This is a genomic window from Pseudomonas synxantha (genome assembly GCF_900105675.1).
In the GTDB taxonomy this organism is placed as follows: Bacteria; Pseudomonadota; Gammaproteobacteria; order Pseudomonadales; family Pseudomonadaceae; genus Aquipseudomonas; species Aquipseudomonas synxantha.
Window position 1 is genome coordinate 6,449,880 of sequence record NZ_LT629786.1, and the last position, 21,007, is coordinate 6,470,886.

General features: G+C 60.1%; 22 protein-coding genes. 7 read left to right on the forward strand and 15 right to left on the reverse strand.

Features of this window, described 5'->3' with window-relative positions:
- Nucleotides 1-31: 31 nt before the first annotated feature.
- The 4 genes from BLU48_RS29730 to BLU48_RS29745 all read right to left on the reverse strand — a co-directional run bounded on the left by BLU48_RS29730 (nt 32) and on the right by BLU48_RS29745 (nt 2,231).
- Complete coding sequence (locus tag BLU48_RS29730; protein ID WP_231989006.1) at nt 32-895, reverse strand: DMT family transporter; 864 nt, start codon at nt 893-895, stop codon at nt 32-34.
- A 99-nt stretch (nt 896-994) separates the two neighbouring features.
- On the reverse strand, nt 995-1,351 hold the full coding sequence (locus tag BLU48_RS29735) for a DUF1493 family protein (RefSeq protein WP_057024758.1): 357 nt from the start codon (nt 1,349-1,351) through the stop codon (nt 995-997).
- Between the two features lie 110 nt (nt 1,352-1,461).
- Nucleotides 1,462-2,061, reverse strand: a complete 600-nt coding sequence (locus tag BLU48_RS29740) for a putative adenosine monophosphate-protein transferase Fic (protein ID WP_057024757.1) — start codon at nt 2,059-2,061, stop codon at nt 1,462-1,464.
- Nucleotides 2,061-2,231, reverse strand: a complete 171-nt coding sequence (locus BLU48_RS29745; RefSeq protein WP_005783831.1) for a YhfG family protein — start codon at nt 2,229-2,231, stop codon at nt 2,061-2,063. Before BLU48_RS29745 ends, BLU48_RS29740 begins: the two co-directional genes overlap by 1 nt.
- 288 nt (nt 2,232-2,519) lie before the next feature.
- On the opposite strand from BLU48_RS29745, the gene BLU48_RS29750 reads away from it, so the two are divergent.
- Nucleotides 2,520-4,457, forward strand: coding sequence for a RecQ family ATP-dependent DNA helicase (locus BLU48_RS29750; protein ID WP_057024756.1), 1,938 nt, complete (start codon nt 2,520-2,522; stop codon nt 4,455-4,457).
- A 12-nt stretch (nt 4,458-4,469) separates the two neighbouring features.
- Complete coding sequence (locus BLU48_RS29755) at nt 4,470-4,901, forward strand: acyl-CoA thioesterase (protein WP_057024755.1); 432 nt, start codon at nt 4,470-4,472, stop codon at nt 4,899-4,901.
- A gap of 89 nt (nt 4,902-4,990) precedes the next feature.
- Here BLU48_RS29755 and BLU48_RS29760 read toward each other — a convergent pair whose 3' ends face one another.
- From BLU48_RS29760 to fdhD, 3 genes are all read right to left on the reverse strand, one after another.
- Entirely contained in the window at nt 4,991-5,473 is a 483-nt protein-coding gene (locus BLU48_RS29760) for a glycine zipper domain-containing protein (RefSeq protein ID WP_057024754.1), read from the reverse strand.
- 318 nt (nt 5,474-5,791) lie between these two features.
- Complete coding sequence (locus tag BLU48_RS29765; RefSeq protein WP_057024753.1) at nt 5,792-8,140, reverse strand: FdhF/YdeP family oxidoreductase; 2,349 nt, start codon at nt 8,138-8,140, stop codon at nt 5,792-5,794.
- Complete coding sequence (gene fdhD, locus BLU48_RS29770; protein WP_057024752.1) at nt 8,137-8,976, reverse strand: formate dehydrogenase accessory sulfurtransferase FdhD; 840 nt, start codon at nt 8,974-8,976, stop codon at nt 8,137-8,139. Before fdhD ends, BLU48_RS29765 begins: the two co-directional genes overlap by 4 nt.
- Nucleotides 8,977-9,220: 244 nt before the next feature.
- On the opposite strand from fdhD, the gene lysM reads away from it, so the two are divergent.
- Nucleotides 9,221-9,661: a peptidoglycan-binding protein LysM gene (gene lysM, locus BLU48_RS29775; RefSeq protein WP_043047371.1), complete on the forward strand. Its 441-nt coding sequence runs from the start codon at nt 9,221-9,223 to the stop codon at nt 9,659-9,661.
- A gap of 108 nt (nt 9,662-9,769) precedes the next feature.
- Here lysM and yrfG read toward each other — a convergent pair whose 3' ends face one another.
- A complete protein-coding gene (gene yrfG / locus BLU48_RS29780; protein ID WP_057024751.1) occupies nt 9,770-10,432 on the reverse strand; it encodes a GMP/IMP nucleotidase in 663 nt (220 codons plus the stop codon).
- Nucleotides 10,433-10,519: 87 nt separating this feature from the next.
- On the opposite strand from yrfG, the gene nudE reads away from it, so the two are divergent.
- Nucleotides 10,520-11,086: an ADP compounds hydrolase NudE gene (gene nudE / locus BLU48_RS29785; RefSeq protein ID WP_043047369.1), complete on the forward strand. Its 567-nt coding sequence runs from the start codon at nt 10,520-10,522 to the stop codon at nt 11,084-11,086.
- Complete coding sequence (cysQ, locus tag BLU48_RS29790; protein WP_043047368.1) at nt 11,083-11,919, forward strand: 3'(2'),5'-bisphosphate nucleotidase CysQ; 837 nt, start codon at nt 11,083-11,085, stop codon at nt 11,917-11,919. Before nudE ends, cysQ begins: the two co-directional genes overlap by 4 nt.
- 50 nt (nt 11,920-11,969) lie before the next feature.
- Here cysQ and BLU48_RS29795 read toward each other — a convergent pair whose 3' ends face one another.
- The 7 genes from BLU48_RS29795 to rfbB are packed head-to-tail and all read right to left on the reverse strand — an operon-like array spanning nt 11,970 to nt 19,051.
- Nucleotides 11,970-12,425, reverse strand: a complete 456-nt coding sequence (locus tag BLU48_RS29795) for a thioesterase domain-containing protein (RefSeq protein ID WP_057024750.1) — start codon at nt 12,423-12,425, stop codon at nt 11,970-11,972.
- Between the two features lie 26 nt (nt 12,426-12,451).
- Complete coding sequence (locus BLU48_RS29800) at nt 12,452-13,837, reverse strand: sigma-54-dependent transcriptional regulator (protein WP_057024749.1); 1,386 nt, start codon at nt 13,835-13,837, stop codon at nt 12,452-12,454.
- Entirely contained in the window at nt 13,834-15,642 is a 1,809-nt protein-coding gene (locus BLU48_RS29805) for a sensor histidine kinase (RefSeq protein ID WP_057024748.1), read from the reverse strand. The genes BLU48_RS29800 and BLU48_RS29805 overlap by 4 nt, the downstream gene beginning before the upstream one ends.
- A gap of 34 nt (nt 15,643-15,676) precedes the next feature.
- Nucleotides 15,677-16,558 (reverse strand): dTDP-4-dehydrorhamnose reductase, encoded by an 882-nt coding sequence (gene rfbD, locus BLU48_RS29810; protein WP_057024747.1) that lies wholly within the window; start codon nt 16,556-16,558, stop codon nt 15,677-15,679.
- Nucleotides 16,555-17,100 (reverse strand): dTDP-4-dehydrorhamnose 3,5-epimerase, encoded by a 546-nt coding sequence (gene rfbC / locus BLU48_RS29815; RefSeq protein WP_057024746.1) that lies wholly within the window; start codon nt 17,098-17,100, stop codon nt 16,555-16,557. The genes rfbD and rfbC overlap by 4 nt, the downstream gene beginning before the upstream one ends.
- A complete protein-coding gene (gene rfbA / locus BLU48_RS29820; protein WP_057024745.1) occupies nt 17,097-17,972 on the reverse strand; it encodes a glucose-1-phosphate thymidylyltransferase RfbA in 876 nt (291 codons plus the stop codon). The genes rfbC and rfbA overlap by 4 nt, the downstream gene beginning before the upstream one ends.
- Complete coding sequence (rfbB, locus tag BLU48_RS29825; protein ID WP_056847202.1) at nt 17,969-19,051, reverse strand: dTDP-glucose 4,6-dehydratase; 1,083 nt, start codon at nt 19,049-19,051, stop codon at nt 17,969-17,971. The genes rfbA and rfbB overlap by 4 nt, the downstream gene beginning before the upstream one ends.
- A 378-nt stretch (nt 19,052-19,429) precedes the next feature.
- Here rfbB and aguA point away from each other — a divergent pair, with 378 nt between their 5' ends.
- Together aguA and BLU48_RS29835 are read left to right on the forward strand one after the other, a co-directional pair.
- On the forward strand, nt 19,430-20,536 hold the full coding sequence (gene aguA / locus BLU48_RS29830) for an agmatine deiminase (protein ID WP_057024744.1): 1,107 nt from the start codon (nt 19,430-19,432) through the stop codon (nt 20,534-20,536).
- A gap of 235 nt (nt 20,537-20,771) precedes the next feature.
- Nucleotides 20,772-20,999: a hypothetical protein gene (locus tag BLU48_RS29835; RefSeq protein ID WP_057024743.1), complete on the forward strand. Its 228-nt coding sequence runs from the start codon at nt 20,772-20,774 to the stop codon at nt 20,997-20,999.
- Nucleotides 21,000-21,007 lie beyond the last annotated feature (8 nt).

The window sequence follows — 21,007 nt, forward strand, 5'->3', positions numbered from 1 at the left end:
TCCTACAGGCGGCTTTTTTGTGCGCGCAGGGTTAGTGGGCGATGTGCAGCAGCACCGCGCCGACCAGCACCAGCACAACCCCGAGCACCTGTACCGCCGACAAGCGCTCCTTGAAAAACACAAACCCCAGGATCGCCGCAATACCGCCCGATAGTGTACTGATCACCGTCACCACCGATACCGACCCCGCCATCGCACCCCACGAAAACGCCGAGAACCCGCCGAGGTTCATCAGGCTCGCTCCGGTCAACGTCGCGCAATTTTTCAGCGGTGGGATCTTCAGGCCGTCCTTGATCTTCAGCACCATCACCACCAGCACGCATAGGCCCACCAGGTACCCCAACCACAACATCGTTATCGGCCCCAGCGCCGGCAGTGTGTAGCGACCTTGCAGCCAGAAACTGGTGCCGTACAGCGTTGCTGCGAGCATGGCGTAGGCGATGGACAGGCGCGGGTTGTTGTGGGGCGTGCCGTTTTCCTTGTGGATGCTGGACAGGACCACGCCAATCACGCACAGGGCGATGCAGCCCAGTTGTATCAGGCTGATGTGCTCACCGCTGGCCCAGGACAGCAGGGTGGTCACTACACCATAAGAAGTGACCAATGGCGCGACGATGGCGGCTTTGCCCAAGGCGAACGCCTTGGACAGTGCGAGGGCACCGGAAACGGTCAGCAGGGCGGCAGCGATGCCCAGGAGCCAGACGCTTAACGGAGCATCGAGGGATTTGAAAAGGTAGGTCGGGAATATGACCAGCAGCAAAGTCATAATCAGAAAGCCGAGGGCTTGGCCGAAATACACCGCGCGTTTAACGCCAACGGCGCGGGCATTGAGGCCCACCAGAAAGTCCGTGCCACCCCAGAGCAGGGCGGCCAGCAGGCCCATTAGTACGTCCATGTAAGGTCCTTGTTATGCATACCGCTCGCCAGATTAGCGCAGAACCAATGTGGAAGGGGGCAAGCCCCCTCCCACATTTGGATCTCAGTGCTCTTGGGATCAGCTCAGGTTTTCCAAGGTCTGCGTGTCCCACCTGAGGGTCTTGCTCGCCAGGTAGAGCATGCCGATGGTCAGCGGTATTTTGTCGCCACGGCCTTTGGCGCGTCGCTTCAAGAATACGTCGAATACCGGCGGCTGAAAGTAACGATAAGCGTCGTAGTCGCTTAGGTCGACCCCGAAATCCTGTTCCAGCGCCTCCATGAATTGCTTGGCCTCAACGCCATCGCAAGCAAGGTCGAAGTTGAGCGAGGTTTGCAGGCTGATGGTCTTGTGTTTCGGCAGACTGAATTCTTCATGCAGCAATTGCAGGAGTTGCTGCATGACAGGATCTTCGGGGAAGTTGGGGGCCAGGTTCATGGTGGGTACGTAGGAGTGGGTGAGGGGGCTGTCGCGTTCAGGTGGTCAGTGGCTTAGAAGTGAGTTTGTTATCGGGCAATAAACAGATAGTTTAATCGTTCGCGCTTCGATCAGACACTGAGAGGCTTACTGATACACCGCCCAAAAATCGCCTCCAGTCCCCGATAGTCACACGCCACCGCATCAATATTCGCCGGTATCCATGCCGCGTGTTTCACCAGCCACCAGTTCACCGAAAACCCCGCATTCACGATGATCTGCTCAAACAGGATCCGCTGTGCCCGTCCATTGCCTTCGCGGAAGGGATGGATGACATTCAGATCGCCATAAGCTTCAGCGATTTGGTGGACGAGATCGGCCTGGGATGCGCCGACATACCAATTGGCTTCCAGCATGCGTTGAATGATTTTTGCAGCTTCCGGTGGGATACGCTCCGGAGTGCAGAACAGCGTGTCACCTTTCTGGATGTTGACGCTGCGCAGTTCGCCAGCCCAGTCATAAATGTCGCCGAACAGGATGCGGTGAATGTGTTGCAGACGTTCGAGGTCGTAGGGCGGCGGAAAGAGCGGAAGGTTGCCTACTGCAATTTCGGATAACTCTCGCTCGGCCTGATGCAGGCGTGCTTCATCGAGCAAATCGAGGCGGTTGCGCAGGACGCTGCTACCGGGGTAGCAGTACGGGTCCTGGCCCACCCCGTATTTGTCGAGCATCAGCGGGAGGTGTTGCGGTACTTGGCCAGGACGGCTTCGCGGGTCGGCAGGGGCTTGTCGACATCGGCCGGTTGGGTATCGAACCCTTCCAGGCGCAGGCTGGCCAGGTAATTGGAACGGCGGATCTTATGATAGTGATCCTGTTTTTGCTCAAACGTCAGTTCGCTCATTGCAGCGTACTCCTGGTTAGCAAGGCTTTGATTGTAGCGCAATGCATCAACGTACAGGCAGGTTAAAAAACCACCAACAACCTGACATGGGAACGCGGGCAAGGCCGCACCCTACATTCGATTCTGGCGCTTCCTGCTATTTCCTAGGAAAAGTCCCACTTCGGCCCTGGGCCATCCTTCGCCCTGTGTATCATTCTGTCTCTTTTTTCCTTGCGACCTTTCTCGATTCGCTGAGTTTCCCAGGCTATGTTTTTGAGCCAACCCAGCGGTCAATGGAGTGACAGCCTTATGCACGACACCCTCCGGCAGGTCTTCGGTTATCCACAGTTTCGCTTGGGCCAGGAAGAAACGGTCAGCGCCGTCCTGGCTGGGCGCTCCGCCGCGGCCATTTTCCCTACGGGGTCGGGCAAGTCCCTGTGTTATCAGCTGTCGGCGGTGTTGCTGCCGCACCTGACGCTAGTGGTGTCGCCCTTGCTGGCACTGATGCAGGACCAGTTAGGTTTCCTGCAGCGCCACGGTATTTCGGCGGGCAGTATCGATTCGGCCCAGAGCCGCGATGACGCCAATGATGTCATGGCTCGTGCGCGTTCGGGCGAGCTGAAAATCCTGATGATTTCCGTGGAGCGCTTGAAGAACGAGCGCTTCCGTAACTTTTTGCACAGCGTGCAGATCTCGCTGCTGGTGGTGGACGAGGCGCACTGCATCTCCGAGTGGGGCCACAACTTCCGCCCGGACTATTTGAAGCTGCCGGACTACCAGCGCCAGTTCAATATCCCGCAAGCGTTGCTGCTGACGGCCACGGCGACGCCTAAGGTAATCGCCGACATGCAGGCCAAGTTCGCGATTGCCCCCGGGGATGTGGTGACCACCGGCTTCTATCGGCCCAACCTCAACCTGCTGGTGGAACCGGTCAGCGGCCAGCACAAGCGCCGCAGGTTGGTTGAGTGGATGACGGAACGGGCCAACCAACCGAGCATCGTCTATGTCACTTTGCAAAAAACCGCCGAGCAGATTGCCGAGCATCTGAACCGCCACGGCATTCAGGCCGAGGCTTACCACGCGGGGCTGCCCCACGATAAACGCGAGGGCATCCAGCAGCGTTTCATGGGTGGGCGTTCCAATTGCATCGTCGCAACCATCGCGTTCGGCATGGGCATCGATAAAAGCGATATCCGCAATGTGGTGCACTTCGACCTGCCAAAGTCCATCGAGAACTACAGCCAGGAAATCGGCCGTGCAGGGCGCGACGGGCAGCCGTCGGATTGCCTGGTGTTGGCCAATCGCGACAGCCTCAATGTGCTGGAAAATTTCGTCTACGGCGACACGCCGGAGCAAGAGGGCATTGGCCGTGTCCTCGAGGAGTTGCAGGCCGCACGCAGCGAAGGGCAGTGGGAGTTCCTGCTCAGGTCGCTGTCCGATCACAGCAATATTCGCGAGCTGCCGCTCAAGACGCTGCTGGTGCAATTGGAGCTCAAGGGCGTGATCGCACCGCGCTATGCGTTTTATGCCGAATACCGTTTCAAGTACCTGATCGAGCCCGACGCCTTGCTCGCACGGTTTTCCGGTGAGCGTCAGCAGTTTGTCGCTGCGATCATCCAGGTGTGCAAGCGTGCGAAAACCTGGGCAACGGTGGATTTCGAGGCGCTTTATCAACAGCACAATGCCGAGCGCAGCAGGGTGGTAAAGGCGCTGGATTACTTCCAGGAGCAGGGCTTGATCGAGCTGGAAAGCAAACAGATGACCGAGGTCTACAGCCTGCTCGACACCGATTTCGATCCACGGGTATTGAGCGCCGAGTTATACACAGGCTTCAAGCAGCATGAAGTGACGGAGGTAGCGCGGATTCACGCCATGCTCGACCTGTTCGCCACCGAACACTGCCTGGGGCAACGCCTGGCGCAGTACTTCGGTGATGAAAACGCTCCCCAGCGTTGTGGGCATTGTTCGGTGTGCCACGGCCATGTCGCGTATCTGCCGTCTCCGCCAAGCCTGCCGCCACTTGTGGATAAAAGCTTCATGGGGCTGTGCGGCGATTTTATCCACAGGCATCATGAGCACACTGGCGAGCTACCCGGTGCCGAGCGGCTGACGCGGTTTCTCGGCGGTATCAGCGTGCCGTTGTTTACCAAGTTGAAGGCGCGGGGCATTCCCGGTTTTGCCGCGCTGGAGGACTACCCCTACGCCGAAGTGCGCGACTGGGCCCACGCTCAATTAGACCTACTCTGACGAGACTTGCCGATGCCTGACTCAACGCTCCTGCGCGCCGATTACCGCTACTTCCAGCCAATCACCACGCGCTGGCATGACAACGATGCCTATGGGCATGTGAACAACGTCACCTACTACAGCTTTTTCGATACGGCGGTGAATACCTACCTGATCGAACAGGGCGGGCTGGATATTCACGACGGTGAGGTGGTGGGGTTCGTGGTGAGTTCGGCGTGCGATTATTTTGCGTCGATTGCATTTCCCGAGCGCATTGAAATCGGCATGCGAGTGGGCAAGCTGGGTAATAGTTCGGTGCAGTATGAGCTGGCGGTGTTCAAGGCCGGCGAAGAAGAGGCCTGCGCTGCGGGGCGCTTTGTGCATGTGTTTGTGGATCGGGCGTCGAACCAGCCGGTGCCGATTCCGGCCGTGTTGCGTGAGGTGTTGCAGCGACTGGTGGTTTGACGCTATTTGGCAAACGCCGCTGAAGCAAATGTGGGAGGGGCGTACCGCCACTCCCACACAGGTGCTGTGTTCGTCAGGTCACGTATTTATCAGTCGCGATAACGGTGCTTGTTCTTGCGATGCCCATAGGCATGGCCGCGGCCTGGGTGGCCATCGCGGTAGTAACGACGGTCGTCACGGTCGCGATCGCGATAACGGCGGTCGTCACGATCACTGTCGTTACCCATGTAGTTGCCCAATGCGCCACCTGCACCACCGCCGGCCGCAGAGCCGATCAGTGCGCCGGTGCTGCCGCCGACACTGCGGCCCACGACGTTGCCACCGGCTGCGCCCAATGCGCCGCCAATGGCGGCTTCGCCTCGGCTACGCTTGTCGGCACCGACCGCACTGCCGCCCGCGCCGCCCAGGGCTGCGCCAATGGTCGAGCCGGTGTTGCCGCCCAACTGTTGGCCGACAACAGAACCTAGAACCCCGCCCAATGCGCCGCCTACACCGGCTTCGGTGGTGCCACCGGCCATGGCTGCGCCACTGACCAGGCCAAGGGACAACAAGAGAATCGAGGAAAACTTCATTCAGGGAAACCTCAAGGGGATGACGGCGCGATCCTGAGGTTGTATCGAGACGCTGACAATCGAAATCCGACCGGCGGCAGAGGTTGTATACAATTTGCTAAGTTACTGTTTTTTATCGGGAACTTAAGTTGTTTTTACAGGTCTTTAGTTACTTCGGAACGGCCGCTTTTATGCAAAAGCGGCCTTTTTTGTGCCCGCAGAATCTGTCGTGACTGTGCTGGCCTCAAGTCCCCCTCCCATATTTGAAATGCATTCCAAGTGTGGGAGGGGGCTTGCCCGCGACAGCGGTGGTTCAAGCAACGAATAGTTCGGATCAAGTCAGGCCGAGCGTGCCATGATCAGCCCGCTGTCACTTGCGGCTTCTAGACGGATCGCGACGAACTTCGACGTCGGCGTGTGGCTACCCTCGCCAGTGCTTTCCAGCGGCACCAGTGGATTCACCTCCGGGTAGTACGCCGCTGCCTGCCCCGCCGGAATATCAAACGCCAGCAAGGTAAAGCCCTTCACACGGCGCTCACGGCCATCCTCCCACAACGACACGATGTCAGCCTTCTGCCCTGGCTTGAAGCCCAGGCGGATGATGTCGGCTTCATTGACGAACAGCACGTCACGCTGGCCCTTGACCCCGCGGTAACGGTCGTCCAGGCCATAGATGGTGGTGTTGTACTGATCGTGGGAGCGCATCGACTGCATGATCAGGTCCGGCACCCGGCCCGTGGCATGGGTTCGTTCGTGGATCAGGTCCTTGGGCAGGATGTTCGGGCGGAAGTTGGCGCGGCCCGATGGTGTGTTCCAGCGGCGTGCACCGGCCGAGTTGCCAAGGTAGAACCCCCCTGGGTGCTTGATGCGCTCGTTGAAGTCCTTGAAGCCCGGGATGGTGTCGGCAATCAGGTCGCGAATGCGCCCGTAATCGGCCACCAGCCAATTCCAGTCCACCGGTTTGCTGCCCAAGGTGGCGGCGGCAATCCCGGCCAGGATCGCAGGTTCAGACTTCATCTGCGCCGACAGCGGTTGCAGTTGGCCGTTGGAGCCATGGACCATGCTGAACGAGTCCTCCACCGTCACCGCTTGCGGGCCGTCGGCCTGGATGTCGATATCGGTACGTCCCAGGCACGGCAGGATCAGCGCGTCTTTACCGTGCATCAGGTGGCTGCGGTTGAGCTTGGTGCTGATCTGTACGGTCAGGTCGCAATTGCGCAACGCTTCGAAGGTGCGCAGGCTGTCTGGTGTGGCTTGGGCAAAGTTGCCGCCCAGGCCGATAAACACTTTGGAGCGGCCTTCGAGCATGGCGTGAATCGCCTCCACCACGTTGTGGCCGCTGTCGCGTGGCACCTGGAACTGGAAGCGACGCTCCAGCGCGTCAAGGAAGGCTACCGGTGGGCGTTCATTGATGCCCATGGTGCGATCGCCCTGCACGTTACTGTGGCCCCGCACAGGGCACAGGCCGGCGCCGGGGCGGCCGATATTGCCGCGCAGCAGCATCAGGTTGGCGATTTCCTGGATGGTCGGTACCGAGTGGCGGTGCTGGGTAATCCCCATCGCCCAGCACATGATCACGTTCTTGCCTGTGGCGTACATGCGCGCCGCTTGCTCGATTTCAACCAAGGTCAGGCCGGATTGCTCGACGATTTCTTCCCATGACGTGTCGTCAATCTGGCCCAGGTACTCCAGTACGTTGGTGGTGTGCTCGTTGAGGAAATCATGGTCGAACACCGCTTCCGTGCCTTCGGCCAGGGCCTGGCGTTCCCACAGCAGCAGAAACTTGGCCATGCCACGCAGGATGGCCATGTCGCCGCCCAACGCGGGGCGGAAGTAGGCTGTATTGGTTGGCTTGTCACCGTTGGTGAGCATTTCCAGCGGATGTTGCGGATGCTGGAAGCGTTCCAGACCGCGCTCTTTCAGTGGGTTGATACACACCACCTGGGCGCCGCGTTTCACCGCCTCGCGTAGCGGTTCAAGCATGCGCGGGTGGTTGGTGCCGGGGTTCTGGCCCCAGACGAAAATAGCGTCGGCATGTTCGAAGTCGTCAAAGGTCACGGTGCCTTTGCCCACGCCCACACTCTGGGCCAGGGCTACGCCGCTGGCCTCGTGGCACATGTTCGAGCAGTCCGGGAAGTTGTTGGTGCCGTAGGCGCGTACAAACAACTGGTACAGGTAGGCGGCTTCGTTGCTGGCGCGGCCCGAGGTGTAGAACTCGGCCATGTTCGGGCTGGGCAGTGCGTTGAGGTGCTTGCCGATCAGGTCGAAGGCCGCTTCCCAACTGATGGGCATGTAGCGGTCGGTCGCGGTGTCATAGCGCATCGGCTCGGTCAGGCGGCCCTGGTATTCCAGCCAGTAGTCGCTTTGCTCCAGCAAGGCTGTGACGCTGTGCTTGGCGAAAAACGCCGCATCGACGCGGCGCTTGGTGGCTTCCCAGTTGACCGCTTTTGCGCCGTTTTCGCAGAACTTGACCATGCCGCTTTCCGGCGAGTCGCCCCAGGCGCAGCCCGGGCAATCGAAACCGCCGTTCTGGTTGGTCTTGAGCATCATGCGGATGTTTTTCAGCGCATTGTCACTGGTCAACCAGGCTTGCGCTACGCTGATCAGCGCGCCCCAGCCGCCAGCCGGGCCTTTATAAGGCTTGTAGCGCGGGGTTGGGGTTTGGTCGGCTTGGTGGTGAAGGCTCATGGCTGGTACTCCATCGCTGGGCTGTAAACCCGCGGCGCGCTTTTCTGCGGCAGGTGGATGAGATTGAGGTTGTGCCGACGTGCCCATTGAAGGGCCAAGCCGGTGGGCGAGGACAGGCTGACCAGCGTCTGGATGCCGGCGCGCAGGACTTTCTGGATCAATTCGAGGCTGCAGCGACTGGTGACAATCGCCAGGCCGCCGTTGGTCGGGATGTTTGCGCGGACCAAGGCGCCGATCAATTTATCCAGGGCGTTGTGCCGGCCGATGTCTTCGCGACCCACCAGCAATTCGCCCTGATTGTTCATAAACACCGCCGCATGCACCGCGCCGCTGTACTGGCCCAGAGGCTGGAATGCACTGATGCGCTGGCGCAGGCCATCGAGCCATTCGGCGGGCGGCAAGGGCGCGCCGGGCAGCACTTGCAGGTCGGGCAGTGCCTGTTCAACCGCTTCTACTCCGCACAGGCCGCAACCGCTGGTGCCCGCCAATTGGCGGCGCTGCTGCTTGAGGTTCCAGAATGCACGGCTGGAAATCTGCACCTGAGCATATTGGGCAGAGCCGCAGCCGCTGATCTTCAGGTCATAGATGTCGCTGACGTCGGTGATAATGCCGCTGCCGAGGCTGAAGCCGACAATGAAGTCTTCCAGGTCCGTGGGCGTCACCAGCATCACCGCCTGGCTGATATCGTTATAGGCAATCGCCAACGCCACCTCTTCGGCCAGTGCAGTACTGGCGATTTCTGTGTGTCCAAGATTGCAATATTGATAGCTCTGGCTGGCGACGGGCGCGGTCGTTTCGAGTGCGGGCGCCGCGCAGGTTGGGCGCTTGGCGTTCATGGGGCAGTACCACCGGCGGATGGGTCAGTGTTTAGACTAGGCGCGACAAAGGGTCGCGTCTAATTGCCAGTATTGATCTGTTGATAGATGGCGTCGATCACGGTGGAATCGCCGCTTCACTGCGGGCTTATTCCAAGGGTGAGTGAATTCAATACTTTTGAGTCTTTGGTGGCTCTGGAACCCAAGTCTGTAGGACTGGTCTAGTCTTGGGCATCTGGAAATTAAATCCCAAGGAGAGCGCACCATGAGTATTTTCAGTTTTATCAAAGAAGCCGGCGAAAAGATTGTCGACCTGTTGACGCCGGGTAATGCGAATGCGAGTGAGCAGTTGAAGGAGCATGTGAGCAAGGTGGGCCTGGGTAATCCAAACGTGCAGACCACGGTGGATGGCGACAAGGTCACGGTGACTGGTGAAGTTGCTACGCAGGAAGAGAAAGAGAAGATTCTGTTGGCGTTGGGCAACATTGCTGGTGTGGCGAGCGTGGATGATCAGATCACTGTATCGGGCCCTGCGGTTGCCGCTGCTCGTTTCGTCGTGGTGAAAAAGGGCGACACCCTCAGCGCGATTTCCCTGGCGGTGTACGGTAACGCCAACCAGTACAACAAGATCTTCGAGGCCAACAAACCACTGTTGTCGCACCCGGACAAGATCTACCCAGGCCAGACACTGCGTATTCCTGAGTAATAGGCAGAACAAAATGTGGGAGGGGGCTTGCTCCCGATGGCGGTGGTTCAGTCACCTGATACTTGGCTGATACACCGCCATCGGGAGCAAGCCCCCTCCCACATGGGTTTAGAGCCCGGCAATGAGATCGCGGTAATCCTCCACTGCCGCGAACTCTGCGGTGTCCTTTTGTCCTTTTTTGCTATCGGGCTCTTTCACCGCCAGCAGGTGCCCCACGCCGAAATCCCGGGCGCTGCGCAGGATCGGCAAGGTGTCATCGATAAACAGGCTACGGGCCGGATCGAAACGGATGTCGGCTTGCAAGGCTTCCCAGAATTGCGGGTTTTCCTTGGGGAAACCGTAGTCATGGGAGCTGATCAAGCGCTCGAAATAGGGCGCCAGTTCAATGCGTTCCAACTTCAATGACAGCGAATCACGATGAGCATTGGTGATCAGGATCACGCGCTTGCCGGCCTGTTTGATCGCCGCCAGGAACGTATCGGCATCCGGGCGCAGGGCGATCAGGTGGGCGGTCTCCAGCTTGAGTTCGCGCACCGGGATCGCCAGCTCAGTGCTCCAGAAATCCAGGCAGTACCATTGCAACTGTCCGGCGTTACGCTCGAACAGTGGTTGCAACTCCATCTCGGCCATGGCGCGGCTCACGCCGTGCAGTTCGGCGTAACGCTGGGGCAAGTGCTCCATCCAGAAATGGTTGTCGTAATGCAGGTCGAGCAAGGTGCCGTCCATGTCCAGCAGGACGGTGTCGATGGCGTGCCAGGGCAAAGAGGGCATGGTGCGTTCTCATGTAAGTAAAGATATCCGACACAGACAATCGGAAAAGCCACGGTATAGTAACCCGATCACGCCAAGGAGCCGCTTATGCGCCAGAAACCCACTGTCCTCGCCCGCGAAATAGTCGCCAGTAGCCGTTTGTTCCGCGTGGAGGAAGTGCAATTGCGCTTTTCCAATGGCGTTGAACGGACCTACGAGCGTCTGGTGGGGCGAGGCACGGGCTACGGCGCGGTGATGATCGTGGCGATGATCGACGAGGATCATGCGCTGCTGGTGGAAGAGTACTGCGGTGGCACCGACGAGTATGAATTGTCCTTGCCCAAAGGTTTGATCGAGCCGGGCGAGGATGTGTTGGCGGCGGCGGATCGCGAACTCAAGGAAGAAGCCGGCTACGGCGCAAGGCAGCTGGAGCACATCACCGAACTGTCGTTGTCGCCTGGTTATATGAGCCAGAAAATCCAGGTGGTGCTGGCCACCGATCTGTACGAAGAACGCCTTGAAGGCGATGAGCCTGAACCGATGCGCGTGGAGCGGGTCAACCTGCGTGAGTTGTCGGCGCTTGCGCAAAACGAGCAATTCAGCGAAGGCCGCGCCCTGGCCGCGCTGTACTTGGTAAGAGACCTGTTGACCCAGCGTGGAGCGTTCAACGCATGAGCGAACTGTTTTTAGGCCACCCATTTATCGCCCCTGTCATTGAACTGGCGCGCCAGGCCGGTGAAGCCATCCTGCCGTACTGGCGTGCCGATGTCGCCGTGACTTCAAAAGCGGATGATTCGCCGGTAACGGCTGCCGATCTGGCCGCCCATCATCTGATTCTCGCTGGCCTTACTGCTTTGGATCCGAGCATTCCGGTACTGTCCGAAGAGGATGCCGATATCGATCAAAGCGTGCGAGCCGGCTGGCAGCGTTGGTGGTTGGTGGATCCGCTGGATGGCACCAAGGAATTCATTTCTGGCAGCGAAGAATTCACCGTCAATATTGCCCTGATCGAACAGGGTCGCGTGGTATTCGGCGTGGTATCAATGCCTACCACTGGCCGTTGCTATTTCGGCGGCGCGGGCCTTGGGGCTTGGCGTTCGGATGTAAATGCCGCGCCCAAGCAGATTCAAGTACGCCAGACCCCGGCTGCGGGCGAAGCGTTTACCGTGGTGGCCAGCCGTCGCCATACCAGCGCCGAGCAAGAGCGCCTGCTGGATGGTTTGAGCGAAGGTTTGGGCGAGCTGAAACTGGCGAATATCGGCAGCTCGTTGAAGTTCTGCCTGTTGGCCGAAGGCAGCGCCGATTGCTATCCACGCCTGGCGCCGACGTCACAGTGGGATACTGCCGCGGCCCAGGGGGTGCTGGAAGGGGCAGGGGGCGAGGTGTTGGAGTTGAATGGTCAGCCGTTCAGCTACCCGGCGCGGGAATCATTGTTGAACCCATTCTTTTTGGCGCTGCCCGCGAAGGCTGCATGGCGCGAACGCCTATTGACCCTGGCCAGATCTTAAGATCACAACAGGGCAAAGTGTGGGAGGGGGCAAGCCCCCTCCCACATTTTTTAGCGGTGCAGGACGTATTGGCCGGTAAAGGTTACTGCCCTCTCTGCGCTGCCTGCATTCACAATCCATGTCTCCAGTGCCAACCGCGCCCGCCCATAACGCTTGTACGTCGCCAAAAAACGCTTCCACACCTTCTCTTCCGGCGCTGCGCAAATGGCTGTCGCATCCCGCGTCACTGGCAGTGGATAACTGATCTGCCCTTCCTGAATCACGATATGCCCGTCTTCAATCCCTTCTTCGCGCAATTTCAGGTGCAGCCAACCCCAACCCGCGAGCACGGCGCCGCAATAAAGGCTGCCGCCAAACATGGTGCTCTTATGGTTGATGTTGGCTTGCAAAGGTAAATGCAGATGCAGTTGGTCGTGCTGCCAGTCGAGCACCTTCAGACCCATCTCCCGGGTAAGGGGGATATCGTGGTGCAAAATGGATTCCAGATAACGGCTGTCGCGGCTCATGTAGGCCTCTTGGCAGGTTGCGGTTGTCACTCGTCGTCAGCGCTGTGGTTGGCGCTGTCAGCGAAGTTCAGGCCGTGCTTGCGCAGTTTGTCGTGCAACGTTTTGCGCGGCACGCCCAGGGCTTCGGCGAGGCTGCGCAGGGAACTGTGGGGGCGGGTCAGTTCGGCGGCGATCAGGCTCTTCTCGAACTGCTCGACCTGCTCGCTCAGGCCGCCAGGGGTGGAGGTCAGCACGCCAGCTGCCGGGTTGTCCTGAGTGTTATCCAGCGCCAACTCCAGGCCCAGGGCGAAACGCTCCGCAGCGTTTTGCAGTTCGCGCACATTGCCCGGCCAGCTGTGGCGCAGCAATAGCGCGCGCTGGCCCGGTTGCAGCTCATGCAGGGGCAGGCCATGGCGGCTGCTGGCCTCGTCGGCGAAATGCTGGAACAGCATCAATGCATCTTCGCCCCGCTCGCGCAGGGGTGGAATGCGCAGCGGCGCGACATTGAGGCGGTAATACAAGTCAGCCCGGAAACGGCCCTGGTCGGCGGCCTGGCGCAGGTCTTCCTTGGTGGCGGCGATAATGCGGATATCCAGCGGGATCAACTGATTGCCCCCCAGGCGCTCCACCACGCGCTCCTGCAACAGGCGGAGCAACTTGACCTGTACATCCAGGCTCATGCTTTCGATTTCATCGAGGAACAGCGTGCCGCCATTGGCGAACTCGAACTTGCCGATGCGGCGTTTCTGCGCACCGGTAAACGCGCCCGGCTCATGGCCGAACAGTTCGCTTTCCACCACCGATTCGGCCAGCGCCCCGGCATTGATCGCCACAAACGGGCCGCTGCGGCGGCTCGACAGATCATGCAATGCACGGGCGACGACCTCCTTGCCCGCCCCGGTTTCGCCCAGGATCAGCACATCGGCCTTGGTCGCGGCCAGCGCCCCAATTTGCTCGCGCAGGCGCAACATTTGCGGCGAGTGCCCCACCAGGCGTGTGCTCAGTTGCTGGCGATCACTGAGGGCCAGACGCAGGCTGCGGTTATCCAGCACCAGGCGACGCAGGGCCAAGGCGCGGCGTACGCTGTCGAGCAGGGCGTCGCTGGCGAAGGGTTTTTCCAGGAAGTCATAGGCGCCGGCCCGCATGGCTTGCACTGCCAGCGGCACGTCGCCATGGCCGGTGATCAGCAGCACCGGCAGATCCGGGTCCTGGCCGTGCAGTTCGGCCAATAGTTCCAGGCCGTCCATACCGGGCATGCGGATATCGCTGACCACCACTCCCGGCCAATCGCGGGACAGGCGTGCGGTGAGGCCGCTGGCTTCGCCCAGGGGCAGGACTTTCAACCCGGCCAGGTCCAGGGTCTGGCACAAGGCCTGACGCAGGTGGGGATCGTCGTCGATCAACACCACCTGAATCTGGTTATCGATACTCATACACTGCGGTCCTCGGACGGTTGCAGACTGACGCCCGGCGAGCCGGCACGCAATTTCAAGGTTAACAGCGCGCCGCCTTCCTTGTGGTTGGCGAACAGCAGTTCACCGCCAAAGGCACGCATCAGGGTGTCGCAGATCGCCAGGCCCAAGCCCAGGCCCTGGGTGCGCGTCTTGGTGGTATAGAACGGCTCGCTGGCGCGGCCCAGGGCTTCCAAGCAAAAGCCCGGGCCATTGTCGCGAATGTACAGGTTGACGCCCTGTGCAGTGGTTTCGGCACTCAGCCAGAGTTTGCGCGGCGGACCTTTTTCGGTGAGGGCGTCGAGGGCATTGGCCAACAGGTTGCCCAGCACTTGGCGCAGGCGGGTTTCACCGGCCTGTACCCACAGGGTTGCCTCCGGCAGGTCGCGGATCAGCTCCACTTCCATCGAGCGCCGCCGCTTGGCCAGCAACGCCAGGGCGTCGTCCAGCGCCGGTTGCAGGGCCACGCTCTCCGGTGCGTGGCGGTCGCGACGGGCGAAGGCGCGCAGGTGGGCGATGATCGAAGCCATGCGCCCGGTCAATTCGCTGATCAGCTTGAGGTTGCCGCGGGCATCGTTGGTGCGTTCGTGGTCGAGCAGGATTTCGGCGTTTTCCGCATAACTGCGAATCGCCGCCAGCGGTTGGTTCAGTTCATGGCTGATGCTTGCTGACATGGTCCCCAGTGCCGAAAGTTTGCCGGCCTGCACCAGGTCATCCTGGGCGCGCACCAGTTCCTGCTGGGCGTGCTCACGTTCCAGCACTTCCTGTTTCAGGCGCCGGTTGAGGCCCTCCAGGTCGCTGGTACGCTCGGCCACGCGCATTTCCAACTCGCGGCGGGCCTTGGCTTCGAAGGCGATACGTTCCAGGTAATGCCGGCGGCGCTGCATGATCAAGCCCAGCAACAGCATCAGCACCAACAGCGCGGCACCACCGACGGCCATCACTGTGCGCACCGGGCGATTGATCAGCGAGCGCGGTGCGAGGATTTCCACGTTCCAACCGGTCTCGGCGATGGCCGTGGATTGGCGCAGCCAGGCGCTGCTGCTCAGGCTCAGCGGTTGCGGGTCGCGGGTCGGGTAGGGCTGGATGGCAATGATGGCCTGGCGTTCTTCGGTGGTCAGTGGCCGCGTGGCGCGGAATCGCCATTGTGGGCGTGAGGTGAGGATCACCACGCCGTTGTGGTCGGTGACCAGCAGTTGTTCCGGGGTATTACCCCAGAGGCTCTCGGTGTGGTCCAGGTCGACCTTCACCACCAGCACACCGATGATCGTGTCGCCATCACGTACCGCGGCGGCAAAAAAGTAGCCGCGCTTGGCCGAGGTGGTGCCCAGGCCGAAAAAGCGCCCCAGGCGCCCGGCCATGGCCTCGCTGAAATACGGACGAAAGGAAAAATTACGTCCGACAAAACTGTCTTGTTTGTCCCAGTTGGACGCGGCCAGGGTCTTGCCGGTGGTGTCCATCAAATACATCACTTCCACCCCGGCCTGGGCGGCGACGTCCTTGAGCAGCAGGTTGGCGTTGGCCAGGTTGGTGCTGACCTGGGGCGCGTCCAGCGCGGTGCGCAGCGCCGGCAGGTCACCGAGGATCTGCGGCAGCACTTCGTAGCGGTGCAGGGTGCCCAGCAGGTTGGCGACATAGAGATCGAGGGTCTGGCGATTCTGCCCGGCCAGTTCGCTGCGGTAATAGCGCTCGGCCAGGTGCTCCAGTGGCCACAACAGCGGTGCCAGGCATAATGCCAGCAGGGCAAGGCTGCGCCAGCGGGGTCTTCGCGCAAGGGGTGGAGTCATGGGGATCGCGCCTGTGGGTACAGGCGCATTATGCCTAGTGCTGCTGTGCAAGACACTCTTGCAATGCGTCCTGCCACTGCGGCTGGCTGACCTGCCATTGCTGCTGCAGCCGCTTGCAGTCCAGGCGCGAGTTCAGCGGGCGCTTGGCGGGGGTCGGGTAGGCGCTGGAAGGGATCGGCTCCAGTTCGGCGCAGGCTTTCCCGTCGGCCCGCAGCTGCGCGCCAATGGCCTCGGCGAAGCCGAACCACGAGGTTTCGCCTTGGGCGGTCAGGTGATAGACGCCCCATTCCCCGGCCTTGCCGGCTTGCCACTGCTCAATCAGCAAACGGGTGCTGTTGGCGATGGTCCCCGCCCAGGTCGGCGCACCGATCTGGTCGGCCACGATGCGCATCTGCGGTTTTTCCTGCAGCAGGCGTTGCATGGTCAGCAGGAAGTTCTTGCCGTGGCTGGAATACACCCAGCTGGTGCGCAGAATCAGGTATTGGCCACCCACGGCAGCAATCGCCCGCTCGCCTGCCAGCTTGCTCTGGCCGTAGACACCCAATGGGTTTGGCGTGTCGTTTTCGGTGTACGGGGCAGGTTTGCTGCCGTCGAACACGTAGTCGGTCGAGTAGTGGATCAGCGGGATGCCCAATGCCTTGGCTTCCTCGGCTAGGATGCCGGGGGCGACAGCGTTGATGGCAAAGGCTGCGTCCGGTTCGCTCTCGGCCAGATCAACGGCGGTGTGCGCGGCCGCGTTGATGATCAGGCCGGGGCGATGGGCGCGTACCTGTTGGCGGATCAGGTCGGCGTTGGCAAGGTCCAGCTGATCGCGGCCCAGGACGATGAGCTCGCCCAGGCCCTGGAGCCGCTGTTGCAGCTCTTGGGAGACTTGGCCGTGTTGGCCGGTGATGAGGATTTTCAGGGAAGCCGTCACAGGAATAAGTCCGCGTCTTTCAGGTTTGCACCGTTTTGATCCTTGGCGGACAGCGTCGGTGTGCCGTTGAGCTGCCAATCGATGTTGAGATCCGCGTCGTTCCAACGAATGCAACGCTCCGCAGAGGGCGTGTAGTAATCCGTGGTCTTGTAGAGGAATTCGGCGTAATCGCTCAGCACCACGAAACCGTGGGCAAAACCCGGTGGGATCCACAACTGGCGATTATTTTCGGCAGACAGTCGCACGCTGGTCCATTTGCCGAAGTGCGGGGAGCTGCGGCGGATATCCACCGCCACGTCCAGGACTTCGCCAGCCGTCACACGCACCAGTTTTCCCTGGGCGTGTTCTACCTGATAGTGCAAGCCCCTGAGCACGCCCTTTTGCGAGCGTGAGTGGTTGTCCTGCACAAATTGCAGTTGCAGCCCGCTGGCTTTTTCAAACTCACGAGCATTGAAACTCTCATAGAAAAAGCCGCGCTCATCGCCAAAAACCTTGGGTTGGATGATCAATACATCGGGCAACTCAGTGGCGGTTACATTCATTTAGTGTTCCCGGCGAGCATGTACAAGTACTGGCCATAGCCGGTTTTGCCGAAGTATTTGGCGCGCTCCAGCAGATAGTCTCGGTCGATCCAGCCGTTCTCGTAGGCGATCTCTTCCAGGCAGGCTACTTTCAAGCCTTGGCGGTGTTCGATGGTCTGTACGTAGGTAGAGGCTTCCAACAGACTGTCGTGGGTGCCGGTATCCAGCCAGGCGAACCCGCGGCCGAATCGCTCTACGTGCAGATCACCGCGCTGGAGGTAGGCATTGTTGATGTCAGTGATTTCCAGCTCGCCGCGTGGCGATGGCTTGACCGCCTTGGCGATCTTGATCACGTCGTTGTCGTAGAAATACAGGCCAGTCACGGCGTAGTGGGACTTTGGCTTCAACGGTTTTTCTTCGATGGACAGGGCACGGCCTTCTTGGTCGAAGTCGATTACACCGAAACGCTCTGGGTCTTTGACCCAGTAACCGAAGACGGTAGCGCCCGAAGGGCGTTCGGCTGCGCCGCGCAATTGATCGCTGAAATGCTGGCCGTGGAAGATGTTATCCCCCAGGATCAAGCACACAGGATCATCGCCAATGAACTCTTCACCAATGATGAATGCCTGCGCCAGGCCATCCGGCGAAGGCTGCTCCGCATAGCTGAAGCGCACACCGAACTGGCTGCCGTCGCCCAGCAGGTTACGGTACTGCGGCAGATCCACTGGGGTAGAGATCACCAGGATGTCCTTGATCCCCGCCAGCATCAGCACCGAGATCGGGTAGTAGATCATTGGCTTGTCATACACCGGCAACAGCTGCTTGGACACGCCCAGGGTAATGGGGTGCAAGCGGGTGCCGGAACCGCCGGCCAATACAATGCCCTTCATCATGCGATCAAATCCTTTGCGTCAGTGTTGCCCAATCGTTCACCTTGATAACTGCCATCCTGGACCCTGCGGCACCATTCCAGATTATCGAGGTACCACTGCACGGTCTTGCGCAGTCCGGTCTCGAAGGTTTCTTCCGGGACCCAGCCCAGCTCGCGCTCGATCTTGCTGGCATCGATGGCGTAGCGTTGGTCGTGGCCCGGGCGATCCTTGACGAAGGTGATCAGGTCGGTGAATTTTTCTACGCCGGCTGGGCGTTGTGGCGCCAGCTCTTCCAACAGGGCGCAAATGCCACGTACCACGTCGATGTTCTTCTGCTCGTTATGGCCGCCGATGTTGTAGGTTTCGCCCACAACCCCAGTGGTTACCACTTTAAGCAGCGCGCGGGCATGGTCCTCGACGAACAGCCAGTCACGCACCTGCAAGCCATCGCCGTACACCGGCAGCGGCTTGCCCGCGAGGGCGTTGAGGATGACCAGTGGGATCAACTTTTCGGGGAAGTGGAACGGCCCGTAGTTGTTCGAGCAGTTGGTCAGCAGCACCGGCAGGCCATAGGTGCGCTGCCAGGCGCGTACCAGGTGGTCTGAGGCCGCCTTGCTCGCGGAATACGGCGAGCTGGGGGCGTAAGGCGTGGTCTCGGTGAAGAGATCGTCCACGCCGTGCAGGTCGCCGTAGACCTCGTCAGTGGAGATGTGGTGGAAACGAAACGCGCTCTTCGCCGGTTCTGCCAGCTTCTGCCAGTAGGCCCGGGTGGCCTCCAACAGGCTATAGGTGCCAACGATATTGGTCTGGATAAAATCCGACGGGCCGTCAATGGAACGGTCGACGTGGGATTCAGCCGCCAAATGCATGATGGCGTCAGGCTGGAAGCGAGCAAGTATGGCGCTCACGGTGGCCTGGTCGATGATATCGGCCTGGACGAACTCATAGCGGCTGTTGGACGCGATACTGGCTAGCGACTCGAGGTTGCCGGCGTAGGTCAGCTTATCCAGGTTGAGCACTTCATGCTCGGTGTGTTGAATCAAGTGCCGGATCAGGGCCGAGCCAATAAATCCGGCGCCGCCGGTGATGAGAATGCGCATGTCGAGGGCCTTTTCCTTAGACGGACATTAAGCGAAAGAAGCATAGCTTGAGTTGTGAATCGGGCCGGCGCAAGCGCCGCGAGCATAAGGGGTTGATTAAAACCCCTGAACAATGGCGATATAGACGTCTGAAAAAACAAACGCCGTCACAATGTTGTTGTCCCTGTTGACCCATCGTGCCTGTTCGAACGGCACTATGGACAGCACGCGCGGCGGCTTTGTTCTGTAAATCTGTCGTGATGACCACGCCACAATCGCTTGTCGATAGTTATCGACTACTTCACGTTTTTATCGATGTTAACCCTGATTAACCGCTTTTAAAGCCGATTTTTATCCGTTATAAAGTCGACCTTCACCCCATTCGGAGCCCTGATCGCCATGACCACCCTGCACAGCACCCCTCGCGCCGATGGCTTCCACATGCCTGCCGAATGGGCGCCACAGACCCAAACCTGGATGATCTGGCCTGAGCGCCCTGACAACTGGCGCTTGGGCGGCAAGCCGGCGCAGGCAGCCCATGTGGCCGTGGCCAAGGCCATTGCCCGCTTTGAACCGGTGACCGTTGCAGTTTCCGCCGGCCAGTACGAGAACGCCCGTGCGCGCCTGGATGTGCCCAATATCCGCTTGGTGGAGATGTCCAGCGACGATGCCTGGGTGCGGGACACCGGCCCGACGTTCGTGATCAACGACAGCGGCGAAGTGCGTGGCGTGAACTGGGATTTCAACGCCTGGGGTGGTTTCGACGGCGGCCTTTATTCGCCGTGGAACCGTGATTCCCAAGTGGGTGGCAAGATCCTCGAGATCGAACGGGCGCCGCGCTACCGTACTGAAGGCTTTGTGCTTGAAGGCGGTTCGATCCATGTGGACGGCGAGGGCACCCTGATCACCACCGAAGAATGCCTGTTAAACCGCAATCGCAACCCGCACCTTGATCGAGCAGCGATCGAAGCAGTGCTCAGCGATCACCTGGCGGTGGATAAGATCATCTGGCTGCCGGACGGCCTGTTCAACGATGAAACCGACGGCCATGTGGATAACTTCTGCTGCTACGTGCGTCCGGGTGAAGTGTTGCTGGCCTGGACCGATGACCCACAAGATCCGAACTATGCACGCTGCCATGCGGCCATGGATGTGCTGCAAAACAGCACCGATGCCCAAGGCCGCTCGTTCATCGTGCATAAAATGCCGATCCCGGGGCCGCTGTACGCCACTGAGGAGGAGTGCGCCGGTGTCGACCCGGTGGACGGCAGCCAAGAGCGTAATCCGACCGTGCGGTTGGCCGGTTCCTACGTCAACTTCCTGATCGTCAACGGCGGCATCATCGCGCCGAGTTTCGACGACCCGCTGGACAGCCAAGCCAAGCAGATCCTGCAGAACCTGTTCCCCCAGCACGAGGTGGTGATGGTGCCGGGGCGTGAACTGTTACTGGGAGGCGGCAATATCCATTGCCTGACTCAACAACAGCCAGCCCCGCAGAGAAATTGAGTGCAGTTGTAACAACGCCTTGATGGCAACCGGGGCACGGTGTGATTGCAGTGTTCCCGGCAAGCCCGCGGCCCAGCCAGGTTGCGGGCTTTTTTATACCTGAACGCCAATGAACACTGGGAATTGGCATAGCTCTTGTATCGCTGTCGTAACAATGGCCCAGGGTGATGACTGCACAGATCTGTCACAAACCTTGAGTAAGTTAGCCGCTCACGCAGCAGGAGAGAGCGCTGAAATGAATGCCGATATCAACCCTATCTACATGCGCCCATTCCACCCGACGCGAGTTAACGGCGACGCGATCCATGCGCTGGCGCTCTGGTTGAAGGCAAACGGCTCGAGACAGATCAGGCAAGCGCCTGACTGGCGCAGCGTGATGCGTGAACGCTACCCGGTGGGGTTGTTCACGGAGGATGAAGTGCGCGAGCTGTGTGACCTGATGTGTAACTCTAAGGCGCGCTGAGACCTTAT

What these genes read in the sequence shown, in the direction of transcription:
- BLU48_RS29760 (WP_057024754.1), bottom strand. Translation starts at nt 5,473, where the DNA reads ATGAAGTTTTCCTCGATTCTCTTGTTGTCCCTTGGCCTGGTCAGTGGC.
- BLU48_RS29730 (WP_231989006.1), bottom strand. Translation starts at nt 895, where the DNA reads ATGGACGTACTAATGGGCCTGCTGGCCGCCCTGCTCTGGGGTGGCACG.
- rfbB (WP_056847202.1), bottom strand. Translation starts at nt 19,051, where the DNA reads ATGCGCATTCTCATCACCGGCGGCGCCGGATTTATTGGCTCGGCCCTG.
- aguA (WP_057024744.1), top strand. Translation starts at nt 19,430, where the DNA reads ATGACCACCCTGCACAGCACCCCTCGCGCCGATGGCTTCCACATGCCT.
- BLU48_RS29765 (WP_057024753.1), bottom strand. Translation starts at nt 8,140, where the DNA reads ATGAGCCTTCACCACCAAGCCGACCAAACCCCAACCCCGCGCTACAAG.
- fdhD (WP_057024752.1), bottom strand. Translation starts at nt 8,976, where the DNA reads ATGAACGCCAAGCGCCCAACCTGCGCGGCGCCCGCACTCGAAACGACC.
- BLU48_RS29805 (WP_057024748.1), bottom strand. Translation starts at nt 15,642, where the DNA reads ATGACTCCACCCCTTGCGCGAAGACCCCGCTGGCGCAGCCTTGCCCTG.
- BLU48_RS29740 (WP_057024757.1), bottom strand. Translation starts at nt 2,061, where the DNA reads ATGCTCGACAAATACGGGGTGGGCCAGGACCCGTACTGCTACCCCGGT.
- rfbC (WP_057024746.1), bottom strand. Translation starts at nt 17,100, where the DNA reads ATGAATGTAACCGCCACTGAGTTGCCCGATGTATTGATCATCCAACCC.
- BLU48_RS29755 (WP_057024755.1), top strand. Translation starts at nt 4,470, where the DNA reads ATGCCTGACTCAACGCTCCTGCGCGCCGATTACCGCTACTTCCAGCCA.
- BLU48_RS29795 (WP_057024750.1), bottom strand. Translation starts at nt 12,425, where the DNA reads ATGAGCCGCGACAGCCGTTATCTGGAATCCATTTTGCACCACGATATC.
- BLU48_RS29835 (WP_057024743.1), top strand. Translation starts at nt 20,772, where the DNA reads ATGAATGCCGATATCAACCCTATCTACATGCGCCCATTCCACCCGACG.
- rfbA (WP_057024745.1), bottom strand. Translation starts at nt 17,972, where the DNA reads ATGATGAAGGGCATTGTATTGGCCGGCGGTTCCGGCACCCGCTTGCAC.
- BLU48_RS29800 (WP_057024749.1), bottom strand. Translation starts at nt 13,837, where the DNA reads ATGAGTATCGATAACCAGATTCAGGTGGTGTTGATCGACGACGATCCC.
- cysQ (WP_043047368.1), top strand. Translation starts at nt 11,083, where the DNA reads ATGAGCGAACTGTTTTTAGGCCACCCATTTATCGCCCCTGTCATTGAA.
- yrfG (WP_057024751.1), bottom strand. Translation starts at nt 10,432, where the DNA reads ATGCCCTCTTTGCCCTGGCACGCCATCGACACCGTCCTGCTGGACATG.
- lysM (WP_043047371.1), top strand. Translation starts at nt 9,221, where the DNA reads ATGAGTATTTTCAGTTTTATCAAAGAAGCCGGCGAAAAGATTGTCGAC.
- BLU48_RS29745 (WP_005783831.1), bottom strand. Translation starts at nt 2,231, where the DNA reads ATGAGCGAACTGACGTTTGAGCAAAAACAGGATCACTATCATAAGATC.
- BLU48_RS29735 (WP_057024758.1), bottom strand. Translation starts at nt 1,351, where the DNA reads ATGAACCTGGCCCCCAACTTCCCCGAAGATCCTGTCATGCAGCAACTC.
- BLU48_RS29750 (WP_057024756.1), top strand. Translation starts at nt 2,520, where the DNA reads ATGCACGACACCCTCCGGCAGGTCTTCGGTTATCCACAGTTTCGCTTG.
- nudE (WP_043047369.1), top strand. Translation starts at nt 10,520, where the DNA reads ATGCGCCAGAAACCCACTGTCCTCGCCCGCGAAATAGTCGCCAGTAGC.